A 13,466-nucleotide genomic window follows, 5' to 3' on the forward strand; every position below is an offset into this window, starting at 1 on the left:
CATGGAAGCGATAACGCCCCGACCTGCTGCGCTCACGGGAGCCCGGCTCGGGCGGGTGGCGGCCCTCACGGCGGTCGCGCCGATCGCGTGGGGGTCGACCTACTGGGTGACCCGGCACTTCCTGCCCGCCGACACCCCGCTCACCGGGTCGGCCCTGCGCGCCCTCCCTGCCGGGCTGCTGCTCCTGCTGGTCTCCCGCCGGCTGCCGCACGGTGACTGGTGGTGGAAGACGGCGCTCATCTCGACGCTGACGATCAGCGGCTTCTTCGTGCTGATCTACGTCGCCGGGCAGCGGCTGCCGTCGTCGGTCGCCTCGACCCTCATGGCCGGGTCGGCCGTCGTCGTGCTGGTGGCCGCCCGCCTGCTGCTCGGCGAACGGGCCGCGCGGCGCTCCTGGGCCGGGGCGGTCCTCGGCACCGGTGGCGTCGTGCTGCTCGTCGGCGCCGCCGCGGGCGGGCTCGACCTCCTGGGCGTCGGGGCCGCCCTGCTCGCGATGGTCGCGGCCTCGGTCGGCTTCGTGCTCACCAAGCGGTGGGAGCCACCGGTCAGCCCGACGACCTTCGTGGCCTGGCAGCTCACCGTCGGGGGGGTGCTGCTGACCCCTGTCGCCCTCGCGGTCGAGGGCCCGCCCGCGGCCCTCACCGGCTCGCAGGTCGCGGCCTTCGCCTACCTCGTCGTGATCGGCACGGCGGTGGCCTACGTCGCCTGGTTCGCCGGTTTGCGGGCCCTGCCGGCGGGCACGGTCGGCCTCATCGGCCTGCTCAACCCCGTCAGCGGCGCCCTGCTCGGGGTGCTGCTCGCGGGCGAGCGCCTCGCGCCCCTGCAGGTCATCGGTGCGCTCGTCGTCGTCGTCGGGGTCGCCGCAGGCCTGCCGCGGGCGAGGTCATCGCATCGCCACACGTCTGAGCCCCCGATCGTCGCCCGCGACGCTCAGCTCTCTGCGCCGACGTGCTGAGCCACGAGGGCCACGAAGTCGTCGGGCCGCTCCATCGAGGGCAGGTGGGCGACGTCGGGCCACTCGACCAGCCGTGCCCCCGCCACCTGCTGCACGACGTGACGACCGGCGCAGTCGATGGCGTCGACGTCGAGACCGCCGAGCAGCACCGTCGTCGGCACCGTGACCTCGCCGAGCCGCTCGAGCGCCGGAGGCTCAAGCTCGACCTCCGGCACGTCATCCCAGTCGGCCGTCAGCTCGAATGCCCGTCGCTGCATCATCCGCACGGCCTCACGCACTCCGGCGTCGACCTCGAGCGGTCGACGTGCCGGCCCGTCGACCCAGGTCACGAGGTTGGCCTCGACCGCGGCGTCGAGGTCGCCCGCCTCGAGGGCGGCCCGCTCGGCGCGGAAGAAGGTGCGCAGCTGGTCGGTCGCCTCGAGGATGAGCTCGCCGCCCGGCGCGCAGAGCAGGAGCGACGCCACGACGTCGGGTGCCCGCAGCGCGAGCTCCACCGCCACCCCCGCGCCGTATGACGCCGCGACCACGTGGCAGCGCGGCACGTCGAGCGCGCGCAGCGTGAGCACCACGTCGTCGACGGCGTCGAGCGGGCCGTCCGGCCGCGTCGACGACTCGCCGTAGCCCCGCAGGTCGACCCGCACCACGTCGTGGGACGACGTGAGCCCGCCCCACACGGGGTCCCACATGCGGCGGTCGGCCACGCCGGCGTGCAGCAGCAGCAACGGAGTCGCGCCACGAGGTCCGGCCCGGTCGTGGGCGAGGGGGGCGAGGGGGGCTGTCGCCTCCATCAGGCGCCCCGCTCGCCCGTCACCTGCTCGACCACCCGGGTGAACTCGACGTCGGCGTCGACCTGGATGCGCTCGCCCTCGATGGTGGTCAGGCGGTCGAGGCGCCCGTGGTGCCACCAGTAGACGTCCGGGCTGATCGGGCCGAGGCTGTCGGTGTGGCCCACGGCGCCGAACTTCGCGAGCAGGGCCAGCGAGGGCAGCAGGGTGTCGTCGCCGACGACGTGGAAGGCCAGCTGGTGGCGGTGCGGAAGGGTGACGAGCACCCCGAGGTCGGGGTCGGGCTCCCGACCGGTCTCCCGGGCCACGACCTCGTCGAGCTGGAGCACGGTCGAGGCGAGGAACATCGAGTCGCTGAAGAGCACCTCGACCCGCCCGCCCTCGCGCTCCAGCGTCTGGCGCTCCTCGGGCTCGACCCCCCGCAGGTTGACCCGGCCCGCCCTCCACAGGTCGTCGATCGGGCCGTGCTCGCGCACCGCGTCGTCGCCGAAGAAGGCGACGCTCTCGGGCAGGTCGAGGTTGAGCACCTCCACCAGCCCCGGCGCCACGGTGCGGGCATACCCCAGGCCGCCGGACGTGACGTCGTCAGCGCTGACGACGCGGGAGTAGGTCGACGCGAGCAGCGAGGCGGCGTCCCGGCCGTCGAAGGGGGACGTGTCCAGCGCATCGACCAGACCGGTCACGCCCTCGCGGACGATCTCGGGCCACGCCGTCCGGCCCCGCTCGTCGACCCGGCACGACCGGGCGATCGCGTCGAGCGTGAAGTGTCGTCCGGTGGGGTCCACGGCGTCGCCCCCCTCGATGGTGACGTCGAGCCCGAGGTCGGCGAAGGCTCCCCGAGCCAGCAGCCGCACCGCGTCGGCGTCACCGACGCCGAGCGGTGGCCAGGTGGTGTCGGGTGTCTCGTCCTGGCCGGCCCACGACGCCCCCGGGGTGTCGCCAGGGGCTGGCGTCACCGCGGATCGCCCGCGTGACGGGCCGTGGGACCCGTCGGGATCGGCCCGGTCCGGCAGCACCGGTGAGCCTTCACGAGCCTTGCGGCGGAACCAAGCCATGGGTCCATGCAACCACGCTCCGGCCGCCGGCACCCCGAGCCGCTACCGGAAGACCCCGGTCAGCGGCCGGCTCTGCGCGGCCCCGCCGAGGGGGGTGAGCCCGTAGAACGCCTCGATCGTGCGCAGCACGACGTAGTGGTCGACGGCCTGGCCGTTCTTCCCCGGCACGAGATGGTCCCCCGAGAGGACGGTGGAGACGTGGTTGGTGCCGCCGTTGGCGTCGTCCTCGTCGAAGGTCACGACGAGCAGGCTGTTGTGCGTCCTGGCCCAGCGCGCGTAGCCGCCGAGCTGGGCGCGGGCCCACGCATCTCCGGTCGTGACCGGGCAGCTGTGCATGTCGTGGCAGACGTCGGGGATGACCCACGAGACCGTCGGCAGCCGGGTGTAGTCGGTGGGGAGCTCCGAGAGGGGACGGCCCACCTGCGACTGCGGCAGGTTGGTGAAGTTGGTCCACGGGGCGTGTCGCCGGGCGTAGAGCGCGCTGCCGCAGCGGTCGGACCCGGCATTCGGCAGGCCCTCCGACCACCCGACGAAGGTGCGTCCCGACGCGAGCAGCTGGCTCGCCAGGCTCGGTGTGGTGAAGGCGTGCGGGCAGGTGTCGTCGACCACTCCCTGTGTCGAGCCGGAGAAGAGCGCGAGGTAGTTGGGCTGGCTCGGATGGGTCACGCCGTGCGAGCGCGTGAGGTTGACCCCCGTGGTCGCGAGCCCGGTGAGGAAGGGCGCGTCGGGCGACCCGAGCACCTGGTCGCGGGCGTGGTTCTCGAAGACCACCACCACGACGTGGTCGTAGGCGGGGAAGCGCGGCCCCGCGTCGGCCGAGCCCGCGAGGGGCAGGGCGCTGGCCACCGCGAGCAGCACGGCGGCGGCGACGGCTCGGGGGGCGAGGCGAGTCGGGAGTCGGGTCACCCCGTGAGTATCACGGCCCGACAATGGCGGCGGGGTGAATGCCCGCTGACAGTTCGGTGGCAGTCGGGTGAGCAGACTCGTGTGGTGACGCAGCTGCTGGCCGACCCCGGGCGACGGCGACGGCGACGGGCGAGCACCCCTCTTTCTGCGGGGCGCCGCGGCACCTAGGTTGAGCGGGACGACGACACAGCCGTCGCCTTGAGGCGGAGGAGACCACCGATGGACCTCGAGCTCGTCACCCGGATGCTCACGACCCTGCCCGAGGACGACGACCACCCCTACCGCACCGGGCCCTGGCGCCCGCAGACCGGGGAGTGGCGCGCCGACGACCTCGAGGTCGTGCAGGGTGCGGTCCCCACCGATCTCGACGGCGTCTACCTGCGCAACACCGAGAACCCGCTCCACCCGGCGCTCAAGGCCTACCACCCCTTCGACGGCGACGGCATGGTCCACGTGCTCGGCTTCCGCGACGGGAAGGCCTTCTACCGCAACCGGTTCGTGCGCACCGACGGCCTGCTCGCCGAGCAGGAGGCGGGGGCGACCCTGTGGTCCGGGGTCTCCGAGCCGCCCGCGATCTCGGTGCGCGACCGTGGCTGGGGGGCACGCGGCGGGATGAAGGACGCCTCGAGCACCGACGTCGTCGTCCACCGCGGCGAGGCCCTGACCAGCTTCTACCAGTGCGGTGACCTCTACCGCGTCGACCCGCGCACTGCCGACACGCTGGGCAAGGCCGGGTGGGGTGGCCGCTTCCCCGAGTGGGGCGTCTCGGCCCACCCGAAGGTCGACCCCGTCACGGGTGAGCTGCTCTTCTTCTCCTACTCGCGCGAGGCGCCCTACCTGCGCTGGGGGGTGGTCGACGAGTCCGACACCCTCGTGCACTCGGCCGACGTGCCGTTGCCCGGCCCGCGGATGCCGCACGACATGGCCTTCACCCGCAACCACGTGGTGCTGAACGACTTCCCGCTCTTCTGGGACGAGGGGCTCGCGGCCCGGGGGGCCTTCGTGCCGCGCTTCCACCGCGACCTGCCGAGCCGCTTCGCGATCGTGCCGCGCCGCGGTGGCGCTGCCGACGTGCGCTGGTTCGAGGCGTCGCCGACCTTCGTCCTGCACTTCGTCGCGGCGTGGGAGGAGGGTGACGAGGTCGTGCTCGACGGGTTCTACCAGGACGATCCCGAGCCGGGTCGCCGCGAGGGTGACGACCACTGGATGCGGGCCTTCCGGTTCCTCGCCCTCGACCGCCTCCAGACCCACCTGCACCGCTGGCGGTTCGACCTGCGCACCGGCCGCACGACCGAGCAGCGCCTCAGCGACACCGTCACCGAGTTCGGCACGCGCAACGAGACCCTCGCCGGCGCGGCCTACCGCTATGCCTATGCCGTGACCGGCGCCGAGGGCCGGTTCCTCTTCGACGGCCTCGTCAAGCACGACGTCGTGGCGGGTACGCAGGAGCGGGTCGCCTTCGGCGACGGCGTCTTCGGCAGCGAGACCCACCTCGCCCCGCGGGTCGGCAGCACCGGCGAGGACGACGGCTACCTCGTCACGCTGACCACCGACCTGACCACCGACACGTCCTACGGCGTGCTGTATGCCGCCACCGACCTCGCCGCCGGCCCCGTCTGCACCCTGCGGCTGCCCGAGCGCATCAGCAGCGGGACGCACGCGACCTGGGTCGCGGGCGCCGAGCTGCGTCGCTGGGACACCGCCGAGACCGCGCCCGAGGCACTGGCCCTGTGATCGGTGGGGGCTCTCGAGTCGCCGATCGCCCTGTCTAGAGGATTCGCTAGCGACCGCTAGAGCACCCGATCGTCATCCCCGGTTCACCGGGATGTCGGCCGCGGCCGACCCTCCCGTGTCAAAGTATTGAGCGTGCGCCCTCCGCTCGTGATCGCTCACCGGGGCAGCTCGGGTGAGCTGCCGGAGCACACCCTGGCCGCCTACGAACGGGCGATCGAGCAGGGCGCCGACGGCATCGAGTGCGATGTGAGGCTCTCTGCCGACGGTGAGCTGGTGTGCCTGCACGACCGCACCCTCGACCGCACCGGCGGCGGCCCGGGGGTCGTCTCGACGATGACCCTCGCCCAGCTGCGCGACATCGACTGGGGAGCGTGGCGGCACCGGGCGGCCGCGGGCACCGACCCTGCTGCGCCGCGGACGCCGCGCACGCCCGGAGACGACCGTCTGGTCACCCTCCGCGAGCTCGTCGAGCTCACGCTCGATGCGGGACGCCCGATGGGCCTGGCCATCGAGACCAAGCACCCGACCCGCTCCGGCGGTCGCGTCGAGCACGCCGTAGCCGAGCTGCTGCGCGGCTACGGGCTGACCCACCGGGCCGCTCCGGGGCGTCCGTGGGCGCGGGCGATGTCGTTCTCCGCGCTCGCCGTGCGCCGGATGACGGGCCTCCTGCCGTCGCTGCCGACGGTCGCGCTGGTCACCACCGGGTCGATCCTGCTCCCGCTGCGGGGGGCGCTGCCCGGTGGGGCCGGCACCGCGGGGCTCGACCTGGGGATCGTGCGCCACCGTCCCGAGGTGGTGCGAGTCCAGCGGGCCGCCGGGCGCGAGATCTTCGTCTGGACGGTGGACGAGCCGGACGACCTGAGCCTGTGTTGCGAGCTCGAGGTGGACGCCATCATCACCAACCACCCCCAAAGGGCTCTCGACGTGACGCGCCTCAGCGGATAACCTACGGCGAGCCCTGTCCGAGAGGACGGTGCCCGGTGCGCACCACCGCGCACGACGAGGGGATGGCCCACAGCAGTCGGGCCACAGAGGTGACGAGATGGCGAGCCAGGGCCAGCCGGTCAGCGGCGATCCCGTCGAGCCCTCAGACCCCTTCGACGACGCCGACCCCTTCGACGACGCCGACCCCGCCGACGACGCCGACGACGCCGACCCCTCCCAGGACGCCACGGGACCGGCCGCTTCGTCCTCGCCCGCCTCGCCTCGCGCGCGGAGGTCGTTGGCCGACCGCGAGCGACCCCGCACCATCCGCGCGCCGTGGGCCTCGCCGGCCGTCCCCAAGATCAGGCGCGCCGTGGTCGAGGACCTCGAGAGCCGCGACCTGCCCAGCGAGCTGATCGACGAGACCGAGATCGTCGTGTCCGAGCTCGTCGGCAACGCCATCCGCCACGCGCGCCCGCTGCCCGACGGCACCATCCGGGTGCACTGGAAGGTCAAGGCCGGCGTCGTCGAGCTCGAGGTCTCCGACGGAGGTGGACCGTCCACCCCTCGCGCCGCCCCGCGGTCCGTGTGGGCCCCGACCGGACGCGGACTGCGCATCGTGCGCAGCCTCGCGCACGAGTGGGGCGTCCACGAGGAGCGCAACGGGCGCACCGTCTGGGCCTCCCTGGGTGGCCCGTCCCGTCGTCGCTCGCGCTGACCCGCCGGTCAGGACGAGCCCGCGCAACCAGCCCCCGAGCGCCCACTAGGGTTGCCTCCCATGGGCAAGGCCAGCAAGCGACGCAGCACCCGCTCCTCCGACCCGGCGAGCACGAAGTCGGCTCCGGCTCCCTTCGTCGCGCGCCCGTTCGCGGGGCTCCCCCGTGAGACCGAGTGGGTGGCCATGCGCGAGCTCGTGCCCGCGGCGACCGCTCAGGTGTCCTTCGCACCGGGTGCCGTGCCGCAGGCCTCCACGAGTGACACGAGTGACACGAGCGACACCGGCGCCATCAGCACCGCCACGATCGCCACCGTCCTGCCGCTGGCCTGGCCTGCGCTGCACCGGGCCGACGGTCAGGTGCTGGTCGCGACCCAGTCGGGTGCCAGCAGCGGCGACGCCAGCCGCGACATCGCCGCCGCGCTGCTCCTGGCCGTGGCGGCCGACGAGGGCACTCCGGTCGTGACCGTGCCGTCGCCGACCCTCGACACCCCGCGGCTGCAGGAGCTGCTCGACCTCGAGACCCCCTTCGAGGTCTCCGTCCTCGATGGCTTCGAGTTCTGGGTCGGCGAGGCCGAGCTCGACGACGACGGTCGCGAGTCGCTGAAGCAGGCCAACGACTCGTCCATCCCGACCTCGCGCGTCGACGGTGTCACCTCGGCCTACTGGTGCGAGATCAACGGCCGCACCTACGTGCGGTGGGTGCTGCCCCACGACGAGGACGACGCCACCGACGCCCTCGCCCGGCTGCTGGCCGCCGACACCTCGCGGCTCGTCGACGGGTCACGGCTGCTCGGCGCCTTCCGCGCCTCCGGCCTGCTCGTGCCCGTCTGGGAGGTGCCGGTCGAGCTCGACCCCGGCTCGTTCTCCGACGCGGTCGTCGCGATGGAGGGCCGGCTCGGTGAGGCCCTCGCCGCCGACGCCCCGCTCACCCCGGAGCAGCGCCGCGCCCGCGCCGGTCTGCTCAACCGCCAGGTCACGCTGCGCTGACCCGGTCGGCGTCCCCCGGCTCATGAGCACCCACCGGCCCGTCGTCGCCGTCGTCCCGGCGAAGGACGAGCAGACGCGCCTCGGCGCGACCCTGCAGGCCCTGCTCGCGCTCGCCGAGGTCGACCTCGTCGTCGTGGTCGACGACGGCAGCACCGACGCCACCTCGACGGTGGCCCGCGACCACGGCGTGCTCGTATGCCGCCACCCCACCAACCGCGGCAAGGCCGCGGCGATGACGACGGGTGCCGCCGCGGCCCGCGAGCACCTCGGCCCCGACGTCGACCACCTGCTGCTCTTCGTCGACGCCGACCTGGAGCAGTCGGCCGGCGCCCTGTCCGCGCTGGTGGGCCCGGTCGCCTCGGGAGCGGCCGACATGACCATCGCGGTGCTGCCGCCCCAGCGGCAGTCCGGCGGCGGGCACGGCTTCGTCGTCCGGCTCGCGCGCAAGGGCATCGTCGACCGCACCGGCTGGGTGCCCACCCAGCCCCTGTCGGGGATGCGGTGCCTGCGCCGCAGCGCCTACGACGTGGCGCAGCCCCTCGCCCGGGGGTGGGGCGTCGAGGTCGGGCTCACCATCGACGTCCTGCGGTCCGGCGCCACGGTGCTCGAGGTGGCGTGTGACCTCCACCACCGGGTCACCGGCCGCGACTGGCGCTCCCAGCTGCACCGGGCCGCGCAGTACCGCGACGTCTGGCTCGCTCTGCGCCCCCGCTGAGGCTCGGCACGGGACCCAAGCCGAATGGCCCGGGTCAGGCCCCTGCGCTCAGGAGTGCCACCGTTCCCGCCGCGAGAGCACCCGCCCGTCGGGCTGGCTCACCGGGCGCTCGCGCAGCTCGACGTCCCTCAGCCCGACGGCGAGCACCAGCGGTCCGGCCAGCAGCCAGGCCACCGGCGGGATCGCGACGCCGGTGTCGTTGACGAGCAGGCCGACGGTCACGGTGAGCGTCAGGCCCAGCAGGGCCGGTCGCAGCAGGGGCACGCGCCGGAGCAGCGGACCGACCGGGCGGGCGACCGGTGAGTCCGGCCGCAGCAGCGCCCACCAGGTGAGCACCAGCACGACCGGCACGGCATACGCGAAGATCGAGGTGCCGGTAAGGGTGTCGAGGTTCTGCTGGAGCTTGCGGGTGATCACGTCGCCGCCGCCACCGTCGAGCAACGTCTGGACGAAGCGGCCGAGGTGCGAGCGCGAGGCCGGGCCGCGCACCCAGTCGAGCAGGGCGATCACGAGGACGACACCGACGGTGGACCCGCCGATGACCAGGGCGCGCCGCCACGTCACCCGCACCTCGAGCACCGCGAGGACGAGCACCGCCAGCCCGGGCAGCAGCGCGGGGGGCCCGCCCGCATCGGCCCCCCACTGCGGCGCGGCGTCGACGACCACCACCCCCAGCCCGAGCAGCGCGACGGCTCCGGCCGCGAGCACGCTGCGCTCGCGCAGCCGTGTCGCGACCGAGGTGGCGACGAGGAAGAGGGCCGCGGCGACGAGGGCGAAGGTCACGTTGCCCACCCCGTAGAACCGCCCGCCGACGACGGGATTCAGCCCGAGCAGTGACGAGACCTGCAGCCGGGAGCCGGCCACGACGTCGGCGAGCAGAACGACCAGGGTGGTCGTCGCGACCGCCGTCGAGGGGCCGGTGGGGGAGCGGCGCCACGGCCCCCGCAGGGCGACGGCGCCGACCAGGCCCATCAGGGCGAGGGTCACGAGTGCGAGCACCAGCCCCGGCGCCGGCGCGCGCCACCAGGGCACGAGCATGGCCAGGAACGACGCCACCGGGAGTGCGGCCGCGACCACCAGCCCCTGCCGCACGACCAGCAGGGCGCGCCCGCGCAGCGCGGCGCTGCCCAGGGCCTGGCGGCGGGTCACGCCGAGGCCGAGGAGGGCGAGCAGGACGACGGTCCCCCAGGTGGTGAAGAGCGGCTGCACGACCGGGCTCACCGCGCGGGACGCCGCGTCGGCGTCGACCAGGGCGTCTCGGCGGGCCGACGTGAGGGGCTCGGCGTTGCCCGAGGCGGGCATCCGCTGCAGCGCGGTCCCGCCGACGGACTCGGGCGCCTGCGCGCCGACGTGGGCGATGACCGTGGCCGAGACGTCGTCGAGCTGCACCAGCCCCGGCTGGCGGGTGGAGGATGACCAGAGCGTGCCCGCCCCGATCCGCGGACCGGCAGCCAGGACGACCCGCAGACGCGGTGAGCCGTCGTCGGCCAGGCCCGCCACGATGAGGTCGGCCCCCTGCGGGGCGGCCGCGACGACCTGCCCGACCCGCCGGTCGAGGGCTGCGACCGCGGCAGCCCGCGCGCTGCCCGTGGCCGTCGCCGCGTCGAGGGCGCCGACGTCGACGAGGGTGGTCGGGCACTCGACGATGCCCGCGGTGAGGGTGGTCGGGTCGAAGGCCCGGTAGTGCTCGGCGACGCCGCCCGCGTCGGCGGCGGCGACCGCAGCCCCCGGGCCGACCGCGCCGAGGCACTGCCCGCGGGAGGCGGCCGCGGCGGCGAGGGTGCCGGGGGTGGTGCCGTAGGGGCGGGCGGCGGCGGCCGCGGCATACGTCGACCAGCGGTCGACCTGCGTGCCCGAGACCTGCGGCGGCGGGCACCCCGCGACGTCGTCGGGCTGCGCGGCGCGACCGCCGGCCGACAGGGTCAGCCACCCGTCGACCGGGCAGGTCGAGCGGTGCACGGCCGTGACGTTGAGGCTGGCGCTCGACCCGTCGCGCAGGAGCGCCCAGAGGGCGGGCGTGGCGGTGGGGTCGAGGTCGGTGGCCGCGAGCCCTCCGGCCCCGACGACGACCAGGCTGTTGCCCACCGAGGGCCCGAGGCGCAGGGGCTGGGGCGGCGTGCGATCGGTGTGGAGGGCGCTGCCGAGGAGCGTCGCCAGGGCCAGCGCGAGCAGACCGGCCAGCGCCTGCCCGAGCTGTCGACGCGTCACGGACCCAGCGTAGGGGCTGTGGGCCGGCGACCCGCCAGCGCTCGATCGGCGGCCCGGGGCAGCCGCGCTGGACGGTCCACCGGGCAGGGTCGCGGTCCGTACTACCGTGACGGCGAGGGGCAGGACCCCCGTCGTCGTGACGGCCACGCTCCTCGTCCTCACCCCTTGCGCCCAGGAGGCACGATGACCACCCGCTACGGCTACCTCGGGCCGCGGGGGACGTTCTGCGAGATGGCCCTGCAGGCGTGGCTCTCCTCGCCGACGCACCTGCGTGGTGTCGCATCCGCGGGCGGGCTCGAGCAGGTGCCGTGCAGCTCGGTGGCCCAGGCTCTCTCGGCGCTGCGCGCGGGTGACCTCGACGCGGCGATGGTGCCGATCGAGAACTCCGTCGAGGGCGGGGTCAGCGCCACCCTCGACGCCCTGTCGGTCGGGGAGTCCCTGGTGATCCTGGGCGAGGTGCTGGTGCCGGTGACCTTCGTGATCGGGGTGCGCCCGGGGGTCGCCCTCGCGGACGTGCGGGCCGTCGGCACCCACTCGCACGCGTGGGCGCAGGTGCGGGGCTGGATGGACGCGCAGCTGCCGGAGGCGGCCTACGTGCCCACCCTGTCGACCGCCGCCGCCGCGGCCGGGCTCGACGGGTCGGCGACCGAGGTGGCGTCGTACCAGGCCTTCGTCGGGGCGCCCGTCGCCGCCTCGAACCACGGGCTGGAGGTGCTCGCCACCGACATCGGTGACAACCCGGGCGCGGTCACCCGGTTCGTCCTCGTGGCCCGGTCGGGCCGCACGGCGCCACCCACGGGGGCCGACAAGACGAGCGTCGTGCTCTACCAGCGCGACGACCACCCCGGGGGGCTGCTCGAGCTGCTCGAGCAGTTCGCCACGCGGGGGGTCAACATCTCGCGGCTGGAGTCACGACCCACGGGGGCGGCGATGGGGTCCTACTGCTTCACCATCGACTTCGAGGGCCACGTCGCCGACGAGCGGGTCGGCGAGACCCTCATGGGTCTGCAGCGGGTGTGTGCCCAGGTGCGCTTCCTCGGCTCGTACCCCCGGGCCGACGGGGTGCCGACCCCCGCGCCGGTGGGCACGGCAGAGGCCGACTTCCTGCGTGCGCAGCGGTGGCTCGCTGAGCTGCGTCGCGGAGATTTCTGAGATCGTCGTTCACGCGCACGAGCTCGGCCGGCGGCCGATGTGCGCTCACCTGCCGGCAACGTTAAAATCTGGTTCACCCGGATGGTGCGCGGAGACGTCCCGAAACCCCCACTCGGTCTGTCGACCCCCCCGGCTCGGCAAAGGCGGCTCTCCCAGCGAGCCGCCTTTGCTGTGTGCGGGCTGCTCTGGGGTGGGCTGCTGCGGACTCACGGGCGGGGCGCCATCCGGACCACGAGGGCGAGGTGGTCGGCCACCGCCCTGATCGAGTGCGCCGGGCCGATGGTGTCGCCGTCGACCTGCACCTCCTCGGGGTGGTCGACGGTCACCTCGATCTCGGCGGCCGCGTGGTGGTCGACGAGGGCGTGACCGCGACGGCTGCGGGTGGCGAGCTTGGTGGCCACCGACGCCCAGCCCATCGGGCCCCGGGGGGAGATCACGACGACGTCGAGCAGGCCGTCGTCGACGCGGGCGTCGGGCATCAGCCGCAGCCCGCCGAGCAGTCGCCCGACGTTGCCGATGATCACGGTGCGGGTGCGCCGGGTGACGGGTGTCTCGCCGCCGAGGCGCAGCCGCACCTTGAAGGCCTGGCCGACGAGGCTGCGCGCCCCGGTGACGAAGTAGGCGGCGCCCCCCACCCTGGCCTTGAGCGCCTCAGGCGTGTCGGCCATGATCTGCGCGTCGAGCCCCAGCCCAGCCATCACGAGGAAGAGCACCTGCTCGGGCACTCCGCCCTCCTCACGCGTGACGTGCAGGCGACCGACGTCGACCCGGTGGTTCTGCCCGGTGAGGGCCACGACGAGCGCGCGTTCCAGCGAGTCGACGGGCAGGTCGAGGTTGCGCGCGAAGAGGTTGCCTGTGCCGCCGGGCAGCAGGCCCATGGGGATGTCGCTGCCCACGAGGGCCTCGGCGACGGCCCGCACCGTGCCGTCCCCGCCGAGGGCGCACACGAGGACCGCGCCCTCGGCCAGGGCCCGGCGGGCCTGCCCGGTGCCCGGGTCCTGCGCCGTCGTCTCGAACCACAGCGGCTCACCCAGGCCCTCGGCGAGCATCATCGTGGTCACCCGCAGACGGACGGACCCGAGGTCGGCGAACTTCGTCGGGTTGGCGACGACGGCGGCCCGGCGCAGCGGCTCGGGGGGTGGAAGGGCCTCGGCCCCGTCGGGACGGAAGTCGTTGCGGTGCGGCCGACGGCGCAGGCCGGCGACCCCTCTGTGCCCCCCGCTGCTGCTCCTGCGAGCGTCGAGGAGCACAGCGACGAGGGCGACGACGACGATTGCCGCCGCCACCCAGAACCACGGGTTGTCGAGCACGAGACGACGCTATCGGA

12 protein-coding genes are annotated in these 13,466 nt (G+C 74.5%); 7 read left to right on the forward strand and 5 right to left on the reverse strand.

Annotated features, from left to right (window positions below; translation table 11 throughout):
• Position 1 precedes the first annotated feature (1 nt).
• On the forward strand, positions 2-955 hold the full coding sequence (locus V3N99_11880) for an EamA family transporter (protein ID MEO3937443.1): 954 nt from the start codon (positions 2-4) through the stop codon (positions 953-955).
• On the opposite strand, the gene V3N99_11885 is transcribed toward V3N99_11880, so the two are convergent.
• The 3 genes from V3N99_11885 to V3N99_11895 form a co-directional block, all read right to left on the reverse strand.
• Complete coding sequence (locus V3N99_11885) at positions 931-1,743, reverse strand: alpha/beta hydrolase (GenBank protein MEO3937444.1); 813 nt, start codon at positions 1,741-1,743, stop codon at positions 931-933. The two genes, V3N99_11880 and V3N99_11885, sit on opposite strands and share 25 nt — an antisense overlap.
• Entirely contained in the window at positions 1,743-2,696 is a 954-nt protein-coding gene (locus V3N99_11890) for a hypothetical protein (protein MEO3937445.1), read from the reverse strand. Before V3N99_11890 ends, V3N99_11885 begins: the two co-directional genes overlap by 1 nt.
• A gap of 141 nt (positions 2,697-2,837) precedes the next feature.
• Positions 2,838-3,701, reverse strand: a complete 864-nt coding sequence (locus V3N99_11895) for an alkaline phosphatase family protein (GenBank protein ID MEO3937446.1) — start codon at positions 3,699-3,701, stop codon at positions 2,838-2,840.
• Positions 3,702-3,920: 219 nt separating this feature from the next.
• Between V3N99_11895 and V3N99_11900 the strand changes: the two genes are divergently transcribed.
• The 5 genes from V3N99_11900 (at position 3,921) to V3N99_11920 (ending at position 8,779) form a co-directional block, all read left to right on the forward strand.
• A complete protein-coding gene (locus V3N99_11900; protein ID MEO3937447.1) occupies positions 3,921-5,435 on the forward strand; it encodes a carotenoid oxygenase family protein in 1,515 nt (504 codons plus the stop codon).
• Between the two features lie 132 nt (positions 5,436-5,567).
• Positions 5,568-6,380: a glycerophosphodiester phosphodiesterase family protein gene (locus V3N99_11905; protein MEO3937448.1), complete on the forward strand. Its 813-nt coding sequence runs from the start codon at positions 5,568-5,570 to the stop codon at positions 6,378-6,380.
• A 97-nt stretch (positions 6,381-6,477) separates the two neighbouring features.
• Positions 6,478-7,077, forward strand: coding sequence for an ATP-binding protein (locus V3N99_11910; GenBank protein MEO3937449.1), 600 nt, complete (start codon positions 6,478-6,480; stop codon positions 7,075-7,077).
• 60 nt (positions 7,078-7,137) lie between these two features.
• Complete coding sequence (locus V3N99_11915) at positions 7,138-8,064, forward strand: DUF5926 family protein (GenBank protein ID MEO3937450.1); 927 nt, start codon at positions 7,138-7,140, stop codon at positions 8,062-8,064.
• A gap of 22 nt (positions 8,065-8,086) precedes the next feature.
• A complete protein-coding gene (locus tag V3N99_11920; GenBank protein ID MEO3937451.1) occupies positions 8,087-8,779 on the forward strand; it encodes a glycosyltransferase in 693 nt (230 codons plus the stop codon).
• Positions 8,780-8,827: 48 nt separating this feature from the next.
• Here the strand turns inward: V3N99_11920 and V3N99_11925 are convergent, their stop codons facing one another.
• Positions 8,828-10,987, reverse strand: a complete 2,160-nt coding sequence (locus V3N99_11925) for a hypothetical protein (GenBank protein ID MEO3937452.1) — start codon at positions 10,985-10,987, stop codon at positions 8,828-8,830.
• Between the two features lie 183 nt (positions 10,988-11,170).
• On the opposite strand from V3N99_11925, the gene pheA reads away from it, so the two are divergent.
• Positions 11,171-12,139, forward strand: coding sequence for a prephenate dehydratase (gene pheA / locus V3N99_11930; protein ID MEO3937453.1), 969 nt, complete (start codon positions 11,171-11,173; stop codon positions 12,137-12,139).
• A gap of 206 nt (positions 12,140-12,345) precedes the next feature.
• Here pheA and V3N99_11935 read toward each other — a convergent pair whose 3' ends face one another.
• Positions 12,346-13,449 carry a diacylglycerol kinase family protein gene (locus V3N99_11935; protein ID MEO3937454.1) on the reverse strand — a complete coding sequence of 368 codons (1,104 nt, stop codon included), beginning with the start codon at positions 13,447-13,449 and terminating at the stop codon, positions 12,346-12,348.
• Positions 13,450-13,466: the final 17 nt, after the last annotated feature.

This window comes from Dermatophilaceae bacterium Soc4.6, assembly GCA_039889245.1.
In the GTDB taxonomy this organism is placed as follows: Bacteria; Actinomycetota; Actinomycetes; order Actinomycetales; family Dermatophilaceae; genus Lapillicoccus.